Annotated in this window: 16 protein-coding genes; 13 read left to right on the top strand and 3 right to left on the bottom strand. The window is 61.3% G+C overall.

Annotated features, from left to right (window positions below):
• Positions 1-183 precede the first annotated feature (183 nt).
• The 4 genes from AC07VG_RS08425 (at position 184) to AC07VG_RS08410 (ending at position 3566) form a co-directional block, all read left to right on the top strand.
• Positions 184-795 (top strand): LemA family protein, encoded by a 612-nt coding sequence (locus AC07VG_RS08425; protein WP_494999569.1) that lies wholly within the window; start codon positions 184-186, stop codon positions 793-795.
• Between the two features lie 67 nt (positions 796-862).
• Positions 863-1573 carry a TPM domain-containing protein gene (locus tag AC07VG_RS08420; RefSeq protein WP_494999570.1) on the top strand — a complete coding sequence of 237 codons (711 nt, stop codon included), beginning with the start codon at positions 863-865 and terminating at the stop codon, positions 1571-1573.
• Between the two features lie 32 nt (positions 1574-1605).
• Entirely contained in the window at positions 1606-2223 is a 618-nt protein-coding gene (locus AC07VG_RS08415; protein WP_495020857.1) for a TPM domain-containing protein, read from the top strand.
• Between the two features lie 125 nt (positions 2224-2348).
• Entirely contained in the window at positions 2349-3566 is a 1218-nt protein-coding gene (locus AC07VG_RS08410) for a class I SAM-dependent methyltransferase (RefSeq protein WP_495020856.1), read from the top strand.
• Here the strand turns inward: AC07VG_RS08410 and AC07VG_RS08405 are convergent.
• Positions 3554-4465, bottom strand: coding sequence for a DMT family transporter (locus tag AC07VG_RS08405; RefSeq protein ID WP_494999573.1), 912 nt, complete (start codon positions 4463-4465; stop codon positions 3554-3556). The two genes, AC07VG_RS08410 and AC07VG_RS08405, sit on opposite strands and share 13 nt — an antisense overlap.
• Before the next feature lie 204 nt (positions 4466-4669).
• On the opposite strand from AC07VG_RS08405, the gene AC07VG_RS08400 reads away from it, so the two are divergent.
• Positions 4670-5251: a DJ-1/PfpI family protein gene (locus AC07VG_RS08400; RefSeq protein WP_495020855.1), complete on the top strand. Its 582-nt coding sequence runs from the start codon at positions 4670-4672 to the stop codon at positions 5249-5251.
• A gap of 14 nt (positions 5252-5265) precedes the next feature.
• Positions 5266-5571 carry a ribbon-helix-helix domain-containing protein gene (locus AC07VG_RS08395; protein WP_103498159.1) on the top strand — a complete coding sequence of 102 codons (306 nt, stop codon included), beginning with the start codon at positions 5266-5268 and terminating at the stop codon, positions 5569-5571.
• A 25-nt stretch (positions 5572-5596) separates the two neighbouring features.
• On the opposite strand, the gene AC07VG_RS08390 is transcribed toward AC07VG_RS08395, so the two are convergent.
• Entirely contained in the window at positions 5597-6556 is a 960-nt protein-coding gene (locus tag AC07VG_RS08390) for a FecR family protein (RefSeq protein WP_495020854.1), read from the bottom strand.
• Between the two features lie 35 nt (positions 6557-6591).
• Complete coding sequence (locus AC07VG_RS08385; protein ID WP_495020853.1) at positions 6592-7596, bottom strand: DUF4917 family protein; 1005 nt, start codon at positions 7594-7596, stop codon at positions 6592-6594.
• A gap of 190 nt (positions 7597-7786) precedes the next feature.
• Between AC07VG_RS08385 and AC07VG_RS08380 the strand changes: the two genes are divergently transcribed.
• From AC07VG_RS08380 to AC07VG_RS08350, 7 genes are all read left to right on the top strand, one after another.
• A complete protein-coding gene (locus AC07VG_RS08380; RefSeq protein WP_495020852.1) occupies positions 7787-9412 on the top strand; it encodes a methyl-accepting chemotaxis protein in 1626 nt (541 codons plus the stop codon).
• Between the two features lie 55 nt (positions 9413-9467).
• Positions 9468-10694: an HD-GYP domain-containing protein gene (locus tag AC07VG_RS08375; protein ID WP_495020851.1), complete on the top strand. Its 1227-nt coding sequence runs from the start codon at positions 9468-9470 to the stop codon at positions 10692-10694.
• 103 nt (positions 10695-10797) lie between these two features.
• Complete coding sequence (gene yiaY, locus AC07VG_RS08370; RefSeq protein WP_494999578.1) at positions 10798-11946, top strand: L-threonine dehydrogenase; 1149 nt, start codon at positions 10798-10800, stop codon at positions 11944-11946.
• Between the two features lie 129 nt (positions 11947-12075).
• Positions 12076-12648 (top strand): TetR/AcrR family transcriptional regulator, encoded by a 573-nt coding sequence (locus AC07VG_RS08365; RefSeq protein ID WP_494999579.1) that lies wholly within the window; start codon positions 12076-12078, stop codon positions 12646-12648.
• Between the two features lie 77 nt (positions 12649-12725).
• Positions 12726-13589 carry an SDR family NAD(P)-dependent oxidoreductase gene (locus AC07VG_RS08360; protein ID WP_495020850.1) on the top strand — a complete coding sequence of 288 codons (864 nt, stop codon included), beginning with the start codon at positions 12726-12728 and terminating at the stop codon, positions 13587-13589.
• A 10-nt stretch (positions 13590-13599) separates the two neighbouring features.
• On the top strand, positions 13600-14271 hold the full coding sequence (locus AC07VG_RS08355) for a Rossmann-fold NAD(P)-binding domain-containing protein (RefSeq protein ID WP_495020849.1): 672 nt from the start codon (positions 13600-13602) through the stop codon (positions 14269-14271).
• A 426-nt stretch (positions 14272-14697) separates the two neighbouring features.
• Positions 14698-15030, top strand: coding sequence for a DUF6124 family protein (locus tag AC07VG_RS08350; protein WP_152738107.1), 333 nt, complete (start codon positions 14698-14700; stop codon positions 15028-15030).
• The last annotated feature ends 244 nt before the right edge of the window (positions 15031-15274 follow it).

Below are 15274 nucleotides of genomic sequence, written 5' to 3'. Positions count from 1 at the left end.
GTTATAGGGAGCGACTATTGTTGTGCTAATAATCCAGCACATTTGTGAACTGTTTTTCGCGCTGGGCATCTTTTAGCTGATTGGCTTCACACATTCCAGTGGCGGTGGCGGATTATGCCCCAGTCCCGGGTGAGAAAAATCCTGGGATTTTTCCCTTTTCGACGTTTCAAGGAGTTTTCGAGCATGCAGGCACAACAGGGCTTCCGTTCGAGTTGCAGATTCGCCGTACTGGCATTGCTGGCGACGTTGCTGGCCGGCTGCGGCATCAACAATATTCCCACCTACGACGAACAGGTGAAAGCCAACTGGGCCCAGGTGCAGAACCAGTACCAGCGCCGCGCGGACCTGATCCCGAACCTGGTGGAAACGGTCAAGGGGTATGCCAAGCAGGAGCAGGAAACCCTGACCGCGGTGGTCGAGGCGCGGGCCAAGGCGACCTCGATCCAGGTCGATGCCAGCACCCTGGACAATCCCGAGAAGCTCAAGCAGTACCAGGACGCCCAGGGCCAGTTGACCGGCGCGCTCAGTCGCTTGATGGTGGTCTCGGAGCGCTACCCGGATCTGAAGTCGAACCAGAACTTCCTGGCCCTGCAGTCCCAGCTCGAAGGCACGGAAAACCGTATCAGCGTGGCGCGGCGTGACTTCATCCTCAGCGTGGAAAAGTACAACACCGAGATTCGCACCTTTCCCGGCCGTCTCTGGCATAGCCTGATGTACAGCAACCTGCCGTTGCGCCCGACGTTCGAAGCGACCACCCAGGACGCCGAGAAAGCACCGCAGGTGAAGTTCCAGTAACCCGATGGGCGTTGCCGCGCGTGCACGTGGCAACGCCCGACCCTGCTTCATCACGAACGAGGTAGGCATGCGTATTTTCAAAAGTGCTCTGTGGCTGTTGCTCTGCGCCTTGGCGCTGGTGGCCAGGGCCGACTTGCAGTTTCCCGAACTGAGCGGGCGGGTGGTGGACAGCGCCCAGATGATCGACGCACCGGTGCGCGAGGCCTTGAACCAGCAATTGCTGGCCCATGAAAAGGCCACCGGCGAGCAGATCGTGGTGGTGACCGTGGCGAACCTGCAAGGCACGACTATCGAGGATTATGGCTACCAGTTGGGGCGTCACTGGGGGATCGGTCAGAAGGACAAGAACACCGGCGCGCTGCTGATCGTCGCCCGGGACGAGCGCAAGGTGCGGATTGAAGTGGGTTATGGCCTGGAAGATCGCCTGACTGATGCCCAGTCGTCCTTGATCATCAACCAGTTGATCGTGCCGCAGTTCAAGCGCGACCATGTTTCCAGCGGCATCAGCGCCGGTGTCGACGCCATGCTCAAGGTACTGGGCAGCCCGCTGACGGAAAAAACCGAACCCGAAGGGGATTTCGGTTCGCGGCACCCGGTATTGATCGGCTTCCTCATGGTGCTCTTCGTGTTGATCTGCGCGATCATGCAACTGATGGGCTTCGGGCCCAGGGGCGGCGGTTCGGGAGGTTTCGGTGGCAGCGGTGGCGGACGCTCCGGCGGCGGTTTCAGTGGTGGCGGCGGCAGTTTTGGTGGCGGCGGAGCATCGGGCAGTTGGTAGTCCACAATAACTATTAGAGAGCGTGCACAACCATGGCCTTACTGAATGAGTACGAACAACGGCAGGTTGCCGAAGCGATTACCCGGGTCGAGCAGCAGACCGATGCGGAACTGGTGACCGTGCTGGCGCGGCGTGCCGACGACTACGCCTATATCCCGTTGCTGTGGGCCAGCCTGCTGGCGCTGCTGGTGCCGGGGGTCGTCAACTTCGCCTTCGGCTGGATGAATAGCCACAGCCTGTTGGCGGTGCAATGGAGCAGCTTTATCGTGCTGTGCCTGGTGTTCCGCATCCCCTCGATCACCAGCCGGCTGATTCCGCGTTCGGTGCGGCACTGGCGGGCGTCGGGCCTGGCGCGGCGGCAGTTTCTCGAACAGAACCTGCACCATACCGTCGGCTGTACCGGTGTCCTGATCTTTGTCTGCGAGGCCGAGCGCCATGTCGAAATCCTGGTGGACAAGGGGATTTCCCAGCGGCTCGACAACAGTGCCTGGGAGCCCATCGTCAAGGCCTTCACCGAGCGGGTCAAACAAGGGCAGACCTTGCAGGGTTTTATCAGCTGCATCGAGTCCTGCGGCGAACTGCTCAAGGCCCATGTGCCGGTGACCCAGGCGCGTAACGAACTGCCTAACCGTTTGGTGCTGCTGGGCTGAGGCCCGCGGTTCGGGCGCGGTATCCGGACGAATGACGAAATAAGCCCGTGCCCTGGCGTCCCATCCCGCCTAAAATGCCCGGCATTCCCCTTATCCAGATCCCGCACGCCCGAGGCGCTTTTTCCATGTCAGCTACTGCCACTCCCGCCCAGCCCGCGCCGGACCACCACGGACAATTTCTCGACCTGCTGGACACCAGCCTGAGCCAGAACGCCTTTATCAAGCTGGTACTGGCCAAGTACGTAGGCGACGAAGCGGACCTGCAACGGCTGATCATCAAGCAGGTGACGGTCAAGGAGCAGGCGTGCCTGTCCTTTGTCTATCGCTACAAGACCCGTGATATCACCAAGAACTTCGCCCTCGCCGAAGGCCAGGCGATCATCGCCGGGTTGCTCCCGGCGTCCTTCAAGAATGCCCACCTGCTGTCGCTCACCGACGAAGTGCAACTGGAGTACAGCAAGAAGGGCAAGAGCACGCTGTTCAAGGGCAAGGCCCAACAGGCACGAGAAGTGCCGTCCGCCGAGCACAATCGCGAGAAGACCCGCTATCTGGAGCTCAGCCGGCCGTTTCTCAGCGACCTGGGGGTAACCAACCCGCAGCACGAGCTGATTCCAGCGATGTCGCGCAAGTGGAAGCAGATCAACAAGTTCATCGAGGTGTTTTCCCACGCCCTGAGCCAGTCGCCGATCAAGCTCGACCAGCCGCTGCGGGTGGCGGACTTCGGTTCGGGCAAGGGTTACCTGACCTTTGCCATCCACGATTACCTGCGCAATACCTTGCAGGTCGAAGGGCAGGTGACCGGGGTCGAGTTGCGCGAGGACATGGTCAGCCTGTGCAACGCGGCGGCGGCCCGCCTGGAGCATCCGGGGCTGCTATTCAAATGCGGCGATGTGCGCAGCGTGGCGCCGAGCGAGCTGGAAGTGATGATCGCCTTGCATGCCTGTGATATCGCCACCGACTATGCGATCCACACCGGTATCCGTTCGGGCGCGGCGATCATCATGTGCTCGCCGTGCTGCCACAAGCAGATTCGTTTGCAGATCCAGAGCCCGGCGTTACTCAAGCCGATGCTGCAATACGGCCTGCACCTGGGGCAGCAGGCGGAGATGGTCACCGACAGCTTGCGGGCATTGTTCCTCGAAGCCTGTGGCTACGAGACCAAGGTCTTCGAGTTCATCTCCCTGGAACACACCAACAAGAACAAGATGATCCTCGCGGTCAAACGCGCCGAGCCAGTGGACCCGGCGCAATTGTTGCTGAAGATCGAGGAATTGAAGGCGTTCTATCAGATCCAGGAGCACTGCCTGGAAACCCTGCTGCGGGCCGACGGTTACTTGAGCTGAACGCCTGCTGGCAAGCTGCCCGGTTGCGCCGGGCGGACGCTGGTCTTGCGCCCGAGCATCACGGTGACGATCACGCCAGCGGCAAACAGCCAGGTAATCGGCTCGACGTGTTCGCCGAAGAACAGCGCTGAAAAGGCGATGGTGAAGAAAATCTGCAACAGCTGGATCTGGCTGACCCGGGCGATACCGCCCAAGGCAAGTCCGGCGTACCAGGCAAAAAAGCCGAGAAACTGCGAGAACATCGCCACATAACCGAAGGCCCACCAGGTTTTGGTGGAAATCGCGCCCTGATGTTGCCAGGCCAGATACAGCACCGGGCCGATCAGGATCGGCACCGACAGCACCAGCGCCCAGCAGATCACCTGCCAGCCGCCCATCTCCCGGGCCAGGCGGCCACCCTCGGCATAGCCCAGGCCGCCGACGGCGATGGCGCCGAGCATCAACAGGTCTCCGGGCTGAATACTCCCAGCACCGCTGATCAGCGCATAACCCAGCACCAGCGCACTGCCCAGGGCGGCGCAGGCCCAGAAGGCCCGGGATGGCCGTTCGTGGGACAGCCAGGCCGCGTACAACGCCACGCACAAGGGTTGCAGGCCGTTGACCAGGGCGCCATGGGAGGCCGGCAGAGTCTGCATGGCCCAGGCCGAGAGCACCGGAAAACCCAGGATTACCCCGATGATCACCAGTGACAGGCCCTTGACCTGGCTCCAGGTCGGCCACTTTTCCCGGCGCCACAGCAGCAGTGCCGCCGCCGGAATTGCCGCGATCAGGGCACGCCCGAGGCCGTTGAGCAGCGGATGGATTTCCTGCACCACGATACGGGTGAAGGGCAGGGTCAGGCTGAAGATCACCACACCCAGCAGGCCGAGCAGCATGCCGGTGTTTTCACGGGAGGACATAAATGTTGGCCAGTCATCAGGGGAACAGGGCCTGTCATCTAGCCATAAAGTCCCGTCGGTTCGCCCTTACAGCTGGGTAGAGAGTTGTCCGTACAGTTTGCCGTGGGCGGCCTGCGTAGTAGCCGGCGATTACCCACCGGCGTGCACAGGGTCTACCTTGACTACTCTTGTCTGCCCAAGCATTTACCCAGAGGAGTTCCCCCCATGGCCGCGAAAAAGATTCTGATGCTGGTTGGCGATTACGTCGAAGATTACGAAGTGATGGTGCCGTTCCAGGCCCTGCTGATGGTCGGTCACCTGGTGCATGCGGTGTGCCCGGACAAAAGCGCCGGCCAGACCGTGCGCACCGCGATCCATGACTTTGAGGGCGACCAGACTTATAGTGAAAAGCCGGGGCATCTGTTCGCCCTGAACTTCGATTTCGCCAAGGTCGATGCCGCCGACTACGATGCGCTGCTGATTCCCGGTGGTCGTGCACCGGAATACCTGCGCCTGAATGACAAGGTCCTGCAACTGGTGCAGGCCTTCGACCGCGCCGGCAAGCCGATTGCCGCTGTCTGTCATGGCGCGCAGTTGCTGGCGGCGGCGGGGATTCTCGACGGTCGCGAGTGCAGCGCCTATCCGGCGTGCGCCCCGGAGGTGCGGCTGGCCGGTGGTCATTATATCGATATCGAAGTGACCCAGGCCCACGTCCAGGGCAACCTCGCCACCGCCCCGGCCTGGCCGGCGCATCCAAGCTGGCTGGCGGCGTTCCTCGGACTGCTGGGTACCAAGATCACGTTGTAAGGGAGGGGCGGGTCATGTGTGAGCTCTACGTCAAGGCTGATCCGATTCTCTACGAATCGCGTTCCCGTTCGCTGCGCATCCGTGGCGTGGTGACGACCTTGCGCCTGGAAAACCAGTTCTGGGACATCCTTGGCGAGATCGCCGAGGCTGACGGCATGACCACCAACCAGTTGATCACCCGGCTCTACGAAGAGGTGATGGACTTTCGCGGGGAGGTGCTGAATTTCGCCTCCTTTTTGCGGGTCAGTTGCACCCGTTATCTGAGCCAGCGTCGGGCCCAGGTAACGGAGCTCAGCGTGGTCCGTTCGAATGCGGGTTGAAAAATAACGCGATCCCGGCAGATCGCTATTTGCGGCTTTCGATCCTGACTTGGCCGTCGTCCAGGGCCACGGTTTTCACCGGGATCAAGGCGGGCAGGGCATTGAGCAGGGCGTCCGGGTCCCTCACATCGAGGCTGCCGGAGACCTTGAGGTGCGCCAGTGGACCGTCCGCCAGTTGTACCGGTTTGCTGCGGTACAGGTTCAATTCGTCGATCAGGCTGGCCAGTTCGCGATTGCGAAAGGTCAGGTGGCCGCTGCGCCAGTCAGCGATTTCCTCGCTGCTCAGGGCCTGCTGCTGCAGCGTGCCCTTGGTGTAGTCGAAGATCGCCCGTTGCCTGGCTTCGAGCAGGATGACGTTGCTCGGATCGCCTTCGGGCTCGAAGGCGACCTGGCCATGGGCGACGTTGACCACCAGTTGGCGCTGGCCGCGGCGCACATCGAAACCGCTGCCCACCACCTGCACGCGGGCGTTGCCGGCATGGACCCAGAGCGGCCGCTCCTTGTCAGCGGCCGCTTCCAGGTAGAGCTGGCCTTGATCCAGGTAGATATCCCGTTGCCGGGCGCGGAAATTGATGCGCAGCCGGGTATTGGCGTTGATGTACAGGGTGCTGCCGTCCGGCAGTTTCAGGCTACGGGTGCCCTGGGCATGGGCGGCGACCTGATGCCGGTACGGGGCATTTGGCGCGCCAACATTGGCGCTCAGCAATGTGAACAGCAACGCCGCCACGCCGGTCAGGAGCGGTCGCCAGAGACGCTTGCGCCGCGCTGCCGGCAACACCGGCTGATTCAGTTGGCGCAGTTGTGCCAAGTCCGCCCACAGGGCTTCGAACTCGGCATAGGCCTTGGCATGCTCTGGCTTCGCCCGCCACGCTTCGAACGCCTTGTCCAACGGCTGTTCGGGGGCGTCGCGGTGACGGGCGAACCAGCTCGCGGCCTGGGCATCGATGCTGTTCGCATCGAGGGCGATGTCGATGACACGGCTCATTCCGGCTGCTCCCTGCTGTTCATCGGGTGGCTATCTCAGGCCTCGGGGTTGATCTGCAACTGCGGGTTGCCCAGCGGATGGCTCTTGGCATCGAAAAAGCGCAGCGTCACCTCCCGGCCCTCGAACAACTGGCTGAAGTGGCGCTTCTGATGTTGGATAAATGCCTGGCTGCGCGGGTAGATCGAAATCGCCAGGGTCTTGATCCGCGCATCCAGCAGGGCCTGGACGATATGCCGGTCCTGCTCGCCGAGGTTGTGGCCGAAGATGCACAGGGCCCCCTGATGCCCGGCCAGTTGTCCGTAGCAGTACGACAGGTAATCCGAATGACGGATCGCCTTGAGCTTGTCCTGGGCATTCCCCTCGCTGACGAACAACGGCACATCGCCCAGGGTATTGATCGCGAAACTGCCCAGCAGGGTACTTTCCGAAGAGGTCAGCTTGCGGGTGCTGCCGTCAAGGTGCTTTACCAGGTGCAAGCCGCCGTGCAGGTAGAGGATGCGGGTACCGCGGGCATCGGTGTCGCCCAGCTCGAAGGTCAAGTCGTCAGTGCGGAACAGGTCGTCGAACGCCTCGGGCGCCTGCATGATCGCCCAGTAGGCAAGCAGGTCGTAGTTGCTCGAGTAGAGCGTGCGGTAGCGACTCAACTCGGCATTGATCCGCGCCAGGCTCTCGGGTTGCACGAGCTTCCAGGGGATATGCACCGAACGTATCGCATGGATCAGCGCTTCCTTGATCGCGAAGTAGCGATTGCGCGGCGACGACGAACTGATGGTCAGCGCCGCATTGACCCGGATGGTGCTCTTCAGGGCGCTGAGCGCCTGTTCGAAGTTGCTGGTTTCCAGGGCCTTGAACACCGCCAGCTCGCTGAGCCCCAGCGGACGGTTGCGGGTGGTCTGGGCCAGTTCGAACAGCGAATCGTAGGCAAACGCCTGCCACATCGCCCGGCTTGCGCCGTTGCCGATCAACAGGCCGCTGCAGGGGATTTCGGCACGCAAGGCGCTCCAGTCTTCTAACGCTGTATCAAATACCTGGAATTCCATCGTCGCCATTCGTCGGTTGCCAAATCTAAGGAGGATCAACGGCAAACTTTAACACGGGGTTTGTTGGGTAAGGCCCTCATTTGCCCGCTACGATATTTTCACGGGTCGCCTGTTGCGGTGATATCGTCATGACATCTTTTTGGGGTGTTTTTTCCAATGCAATGGAATGCCATAAGAAAAGGTGATCGATATGTCAGTCAGAAACCTGAAAATAGCCACACGTGCTTTTCTGAGTTTTGCCTTTGTCACGCTGCTGTTGATTACCTTGGGCTTCTTGGCGTTATGGAAAATGCATCTGATTCGCGAGGCCGCGGTCGATTTGCAGGACAACTGGATGGCCAGCCTGCGACAGGCCGGGCGGATCGAGTTGACCGTCTATCGGATGCGTCTGGAGAGTTTTCGGTTGGTCACGGCTACCGATGCCCAGATGAAACAGAACGAAGCCGCACGTATCCACGAACTCAAGGGCACACTCGACCAGCAGCTCAAGGTCTATGCGCCGTTGGTCTCAAGCCCCGAGGAGCAAACGGCTTACGAGGGGGTGCAGCGCAAGGCCAGCGCCTATGAGCAGAAGCTCGACGAGGTGCTGCAGACCGCCAGCGAGAAGGGCTCCGAAGCGGCGATCGGCTTGCTCAATACCGTCATGCCGCCCTTGGCCAACGATCTGCAAACCAGCATCGAGGCGCTGGAAAAAATCAATGACGATGGCGCCCTGCAGTCCGGCATCACCGCCCAGCAGCAGTTCGACGGCGGTTTTTATTTGACCATCGCCATCATCGCCATTTCCTGCGTCTTGACTGTCGTACTGGCGATTGTCTTTACCCGCAGCCTGACCGGTCCGCTGCGCTTGTTGCTGGTCTCGACCCGGAAAATTGCCGAGGGCAACCTGCGCACCGAGGTACTGGTGGACGGCAAGGATGAGCTGGCCGAGTTGCAGGCCTCGACTGCCGCGATGCAGACCAGCCTGAAAAACACCCTTCGACATATCAGCAACTCCTCCGCGCAGTTGGCGTCGGCCGCGGAAGAAATGAGCGCGGTCACCGATGAGTCCAATCGCGGTATTCAACGCCAGAGCCTGGAGACCGACCAGGCCGCCACGGCGGTTAATGAAATGACCGCGGCGGTCGAGGAAGTGGCGCGCAATGCGGTGTCGGCGTCAGAGTCCACCCAGCGTTCCGAGCGTTCGACCCGTACCGGGGCAGATCGTGTGCACCAGACGATTGCCTCTATCGAAACCCTGAGTTCGACGGTCAAGGCCACCGGGCAGGAAGTCGAATCCCTGGCGCAGCAAGCCCAGAGCATCAGTAAGGTGCTGGATGTGATCCGGGCCATCGCCGAACAGACCAACCTGCTGGCGCTCAATGCCGCCATCGAGGCCGCCCGGGCCGGTGAGCAGGGCCGCGGCTTTGCCGTGGTCGCCGATGAGGTGCGGGCCCTGGCGCACCGTACCCAGGTCTCGACCCAGGAAATCGAGCAGATGATCGGCGCCATCCAGACCGGTACCGGGCAGGCCGTGATCTCGATGCAACGTAGCAATGAGGAGGCCGGCAAGACCCTGTTGATTGCTCACGAAGCCGGTTCGGCCTTGTCCGAGATTGCCCTCGCCATCAGTGAGATCAACGACCGCAATCTGATGATCGCGACCGCTTCCGAGGAGCAGGCCCAGGTCGCCCGGTCGGTGGACCAGAACTTGGTCAGTATCCGCGATCTGTCGATCCAGAGCTCATCGGCGGCGAACCAGACACTGGCCGCCAGTCAAGAGCTGTCCAAGCTGGCGGTGGAGTTGAACCAGGTGGTCACGCAGTTCTCGATCTGAGGCCTCGGCGCTTGCCCTGGACTCTTTATTTGACGCATCCGTTCGGAGACGTGAAATGGACCCGGATATTTGCAAAGGCTGTATCAAGATCGACGTGGCCCGGCTGGCCATTGGCATGCAGATCGAAGCGCTGGACCGACCGTGGGAAGAAACCACTTTTTCGTTTCGTGAGTTCCGCATCCGCCGTGAGGAAGAACTGCGGTTGCTGCGCGAGAACTGCGCGTATGCCTGGGTGGATATCGCCAGTGCCTCCGGGGCTTGTGCGCCGGCGGTCGAGGCCCCGCTTGAATGCAAGGCGCTCGCCGAATCGGTCGACTTCAATGTTGAAATGGCCCAGGCCGAGCTTTCCTGGGGGGCAGCGCAGGCGCAGTCCTGGCGCATCCTCGAGGCCGTGGAACTGGGCGAGCCGATTCAGGTCGGCGCGGTGAAAGCCGTGGTCAAGGACTGTGTCGACAGTATCCTGCGCAACCCCTCGGCCTTGCTCTGGCTGACCCGAATCAAGTTTCAGGACGATTACACCGCCGAGCATTCGCTGCGGGTGGCGATGCTGTCCATTGCCCTGGGCCGCGAACTGGGGTTGCCGGCCATGGAGCTGGAGCAGATCGGGGTCGGCGCCATGCTCCACGATGTCGGCAAGCTCAAGGTGCCCGGGGAAATCCTGAACAAGCCGTCGGCGTTGTCCGAGCAAGAATACGCCATCATGAAAAGCCACCCCCTGGAAGGCTATACCTTGCTCGTCAGCCAGGTCGGCGTACCGTTGACGGCGCTCGATGTGGTGCTTTCGCACCATGAGCGCGTCGATGGGGCGGGCTATCCCCACGGCTTGAATGCCGAGGCGATTCCGTTTTATGCGCGGATCGTCGCGGTGACCGACGCCTATGACGCCATCAGCAGCGACCGGGTCTACAGCAAGGGCCGTTCGACCCTTGAATCCCTGCGCATTCTGTTCAAAGCGGCCAACAGCCATTTCGATGAGCAGATCGTCAATGCCTTCGTGCGCATGATCGGCCTGTACCCCAGTGGCGAAATCGTCGAGATGACCAATGACGAAGTGGCGATCATTCTCGGTGCTCCAGCTTGCAATCGACTCAAGCCGCGCCTGTTGCGTGTGCTCGGGGCGGACAAGCGGCGCTGCCCGGAGAGGGTCATCGATCTGGCTGCCAGCCCGTTCGATGCCATGGGCCGGCCGTATGCGATTCGCCAGGTCTGTTCGTCCGGGGCTCATGGCGTCGATATCGAAACTTATCGCCGACGTGGGCTGATCCAGCTAAACGGCGGCTGACGAACGGTGGTTCGGATGCGCGATTTCCTTGCGCCAGGTCAAGGTAGGCGGTGGGTCTTCGACTGAAGCTGAGGGGAGTCCGTCAGCTAAAGGAAGGCTTACCGTGAGCAGCACATTTTTCATCCCCGCCGTGAATATCATGGGCATTGATTGCCTGGACGAAGCCATGAGCGCGATTCGCAAGCATGGTTTTCGCAAAGCGCTGATCGTTACCGACGCGGGGCTGGCCAAGGCCGGTGTCGCGGCACGGATTGCCGGCCTGCTGGCGATGCAGGACATCGACTCGGCGCTCTTCGATGGCGCCAAGCCGAACCCCAACATCGACAACGTCGAGAAAGGGCTGGCGGCACTCAAGGCTGCTCAGTGCGATTTTGTCGTGTCCCTGGGAGGCGGCTCGCCCCATGACTGCGCCAAGGGCATTGCCCTGTGCGCCACCAATGGTGGACATATCCGCGACTACGAAGGCGTCGACCGTTCGGCCAAACCGCAACTGCCGTTGGTGGCCATCAACACCACCGCCGGCACCGCCAGCGAGATGACCCGTTTCTGCATCATCACCGACGAATCGCGCCATGTGAAAATGGCGATTGTCGACCGCAACGTCACGCCGTTGCTGTCGGTCAACGACCCGGCACTGATGGTCGCCATGCCCAAGGGGTTGACCGCCGCTACCGGCATGGACGCCCTGACCCATGCCATCGAGGCCTATGTTTCGACGGCGGCGACGCCGATCACCGATGCCTGCGCGATCAAGGCCATTGAACTGATCAGTGTCAACCTGCGTCAGGCGGTGTTTGATGGCGCCGATCTGCAGGCCCGGGAAAGCATGGCCTACGCGCAGTTCCTCGCGGGCATGGCGTTCAACAATGCTTCGCTGGGCTTCGTGCATGCCATGGCGCACCAGTTGGGCGGTTTCTACGACTTGCCCCATGGCGTGTGCAATGCGGTGCTGCTGCCCCATGTGCAGAGTTTCAACGCGCTGGTCTGCCCGCAGCGCTTGAGCGATGTGGCCAAGGCGCTGGGTGCCGACATCCAGGGCATGAGCGCCGAAGAGGGTGCCCAGGCGGCCATCGCGGCGATTCGCAGCCTGGCCAAGGATGTCGAGATCCCTGCCGGTCTGCGGGAGCTGGGTGCCAAGTTGCAGGACATCCCGATCCTCGCCACCAATGCCTTGAAGGACGCTTGCGGCCTGACCAACCCACGGGCGGCGGATCAGCGGCAGATCGAAGAGATCTTCCGCAGCGCGTTCTGAAGCAAAACCCCAGCACCCAGCGCCTTCCCCGGTCGGGGAGGGCGCTGTCACGACCAGCGGGCTTGCAAATAGGTGTTCATGCGAGTTTAATTGAGTGATTACTCATTTATAAGTTGAACGCTGTTCCCCATGGCCCGCCCGAAAAGTGAAGACAAACGCAACGCCATCCTCAGCGCCGCCATCGAGGTGTTCGCCGAACAGGGCCTGGGTTGTCCGACGCTGAAGATCGCCCGGCTTGCCGGGGTCGCCGAGGGCACGCTGTTCAACTACTTCAGTTCCAAGGACGTGCTGCTCAACGAACTCTATCTGCACATCAAGGCTGAGTTGCGCGACGTGATGATGCCCGGCTACCCGCGCACTGAAACGGTGAAGAAGCGCGCCCGGCATGCCTGGCAGCGCTATGTCGACTGGGGCGTGGCCGAGCCGCACAAGCGCAAGGTGGTGGCCTTGCTCGGGATGTCCGCGCAGGTCACCGAACAGAGCAAGCTGGCCGGCATGCAGGATTTCTGCGAGGTCAACGACATGATGCAGGAAAGCATTGCCAGCGGCCTGTTCCGTGACCAGCCAGCAGCCTTTGTTTCGGCGATCATGGGCGCCCTGGCCGATACCACCATTGATTTTATCCGCCGTGAACCCGATCAGGCCGAGCGGTATGCCGAAGCCGGTTTCCAGGCGTTCTGGAGTGCCACCGCCAAGGAGTAGGCGAGGCTTTTTTTTGTATTGACGTTTTGCATTTAAAATGAGTGAGTGCTCACTCAATAATCGTAAGGAGTACAAGCATGTCTAAAGTCTGGTTGATTACGGGAAGTGCCAGTGGCCTGGGTCGCAATATCGCCGAGGCGGTGCTGGCGGCAGGGGAGCGCCTGGTGGCGACGGCGCGTGAGCCGCAGCGTTTGGATGATCTGCTGGCGCGTTATGGCGATCAGCTGCGGGTCGTGGCCCTGGATGTGACGGACGCGGCGGCGGCTGAAGCGGCGGTGAAGGTGGCGGTCGATACCTTTGGTCGACTCGACGTGCTGGTCAACAACGCCGGTTACGGTCATCTCGCGCCGTTCGAGCAGACCGACGCAGAGGCATTCCGTGCCGAGGTCGAGACCAATTTCTTCGGCGTGGTCAACCTGACTCGGGCCGCATTGCCGGTGATGCGCGCGCAACGCAGCGGGCACATTCTGCAGATTTCCTCCGTGGGCGGGCGTTTGGGCATGGCTGGGCTCAGCGCCTATCAGGCGGCGAAGTGGGCGGTGGGTGGTTTCACCGAGGTGGTGGCGCAGGAAGTGGCGCATTTGGGGATCAAGATCTGTGCCGTGGAGCCGGGTGGCATGCGCACCAACTGGGCGGTGCGGGCAGGCCAGGGCACGCCAACGATTATCGACGACTACCTGCCTAGCGTCGGTGCGATCCAGGAATTGCTCGGTACCTACGCCGGCAATGAGCCGAGCGATCCTGATCGGATAGCCCGGATTTTGCTGAAGTTGGCCTATCACGAGCAACTGCCGCTGCACCTGTTGATCGGCAACGATGCCTTGCAGTATTGCGAGCAGGCGGAGACTGCTCGTGCCGAGGCGGGCCAGCGTTGGCTGGAGGTCAGTCGTGCCGCCGACTACAGTGCACCTGTCGAGCTGCCGGCATTTCCAATCCATTGAGAGGTCGTCCATGAACGTTCTGTTGTTCGGTGCCACCGGCATGGTCGGCCAGGGTGTCTTGCGTGAATGCCTGCTGGCGGACGACGTACGGCAGGTCCGGGTCATTGGCCGTACGCCGGTGACCCAGATTGATCCGAAACTCAGCCAGGTGGTGCATGCGGACCTGTTCAACTACCAGGGCATCGAGGTCGAATTACAGGGCTTCGATGCCTGCTTTTTCTGCCTGGGTGTTTCTGCGGTGGGCCTGGATGAGGCGCAGTACACCCGGGTGACCTACGACCTGACACTGGCCGCGGCCGAGACCTTGTCGCGGCTCAATCCGCACATGACTTTTGTCTATGTCACAGGGGCGGGCACCGACAGCAGCGAAAAGGGCCGCAGCATGTGGGCGCGGGTCAAGGGTCGCACCGAGAATGCCTTGCAACGGTTGCCGTTCAAGGCGGTGTACCTGATGCGTCCCGGTGCGATCCAGCCGCTGCACGGGGTGCGTTCCAAGACCCCGCTCTATCAAGCGGTCTACAGCCTCGCCGGACCGCTGATAAGCTTGCTGCGGCGGTTGTGGCCGGACACCATCCAGACCACCGAAACCATTGGCCGGGCGATGCTGGCGGTGGCCCGAAACGGTGGGCCGCAAGCGATCCTCGATCCCAAGGCGATCAATCAACTGTCTTCGCAAGGTTGAGGCTTGGCTGAGTGGTGGTGGTTGCGCGAGCGTATGCGGGCGGTGGTGACTGTGGGCACGTTAGATTGAGGTGCAATGGGGGACTGTTTTTCGGCTATTGGAGGACGTTTCTCTTTCCCTTGACTGAAGTTTCCTAGAAAATCCAGATCGCTTGCGCCAGGAAAATCACGGGACTAGGCTCTGGTCCGTCACTGCTATTTCAGTGATCGGGTTTAGCAGCCCGATTGACTTCCAGGCGCACAGAAAGCGCCCATATCCATTTGGCTGGCGCTTTTTTCATGCCCGCTTCATGCGTTATGGCGGCTGTGCGTGGGGCGCCTTCGGGCGCGCTGGGTTCCTGGAGTCCCGGTCTGCTAACCCGCGTACAGTCGCCACCCACCTCGTTTAGCAGCGATGGATGACGATTCCACTACTCCGGAGGACGTCATGTTCAAAGTTACACCTAACCCACCTGTTTGCGCAGACCTGAAACTCAACGCGGTTGTCGACCGGGTTTTCGCCCACTACAACCTGCCGATCAGCGATGACCCGATGGCCCCCCGAAATGCTTGTAAACCGGATCATCCGAACGGCGTCGAAGAAGCGCTGATTGATGTGTGTGACATCCTTGAGTCGGCTGCCGCGACGGCTTATGAATCCGCCGACCAACTTGACGGTTCGAAACGCAAACTGGCGCTGGGAGTCGTGCGCCTGATCGAACTGGCGCGCAAGCGTGTGGATGACACCTTGCAGGTCTGGCCCACCTCCAGCCACGTCTGAGTGTAGCTGGCTTGCCAGCGATGGGGACCTTGAGCCTAGCGGTGTCTGTCCGGGTGCCATCGCCGGCAAGCCAGCTCCCACAAATTTGTGCATCACCACCAAGTATCATGGCAGCCACGATCCAAGGAGCTGGCTTGCCGGCGATAGCGTTCTAATTTCATCACCATCCTTGAGTCTTACAGGCCTGTGCGCCGCTCCAACGCTGTTTTCCAGGCAATAAAAAAGCGGCCCGGATCAACCGGGC

Source organism: Pseudomonas sp. GW821-FHT03C07 (assembly GCF_059420925.1).
The sequence above is the reverse complement of the archived record's forward strand: the minus strand, read 5'-3'. Positions and strand labels throughout refer to the sequence as shown.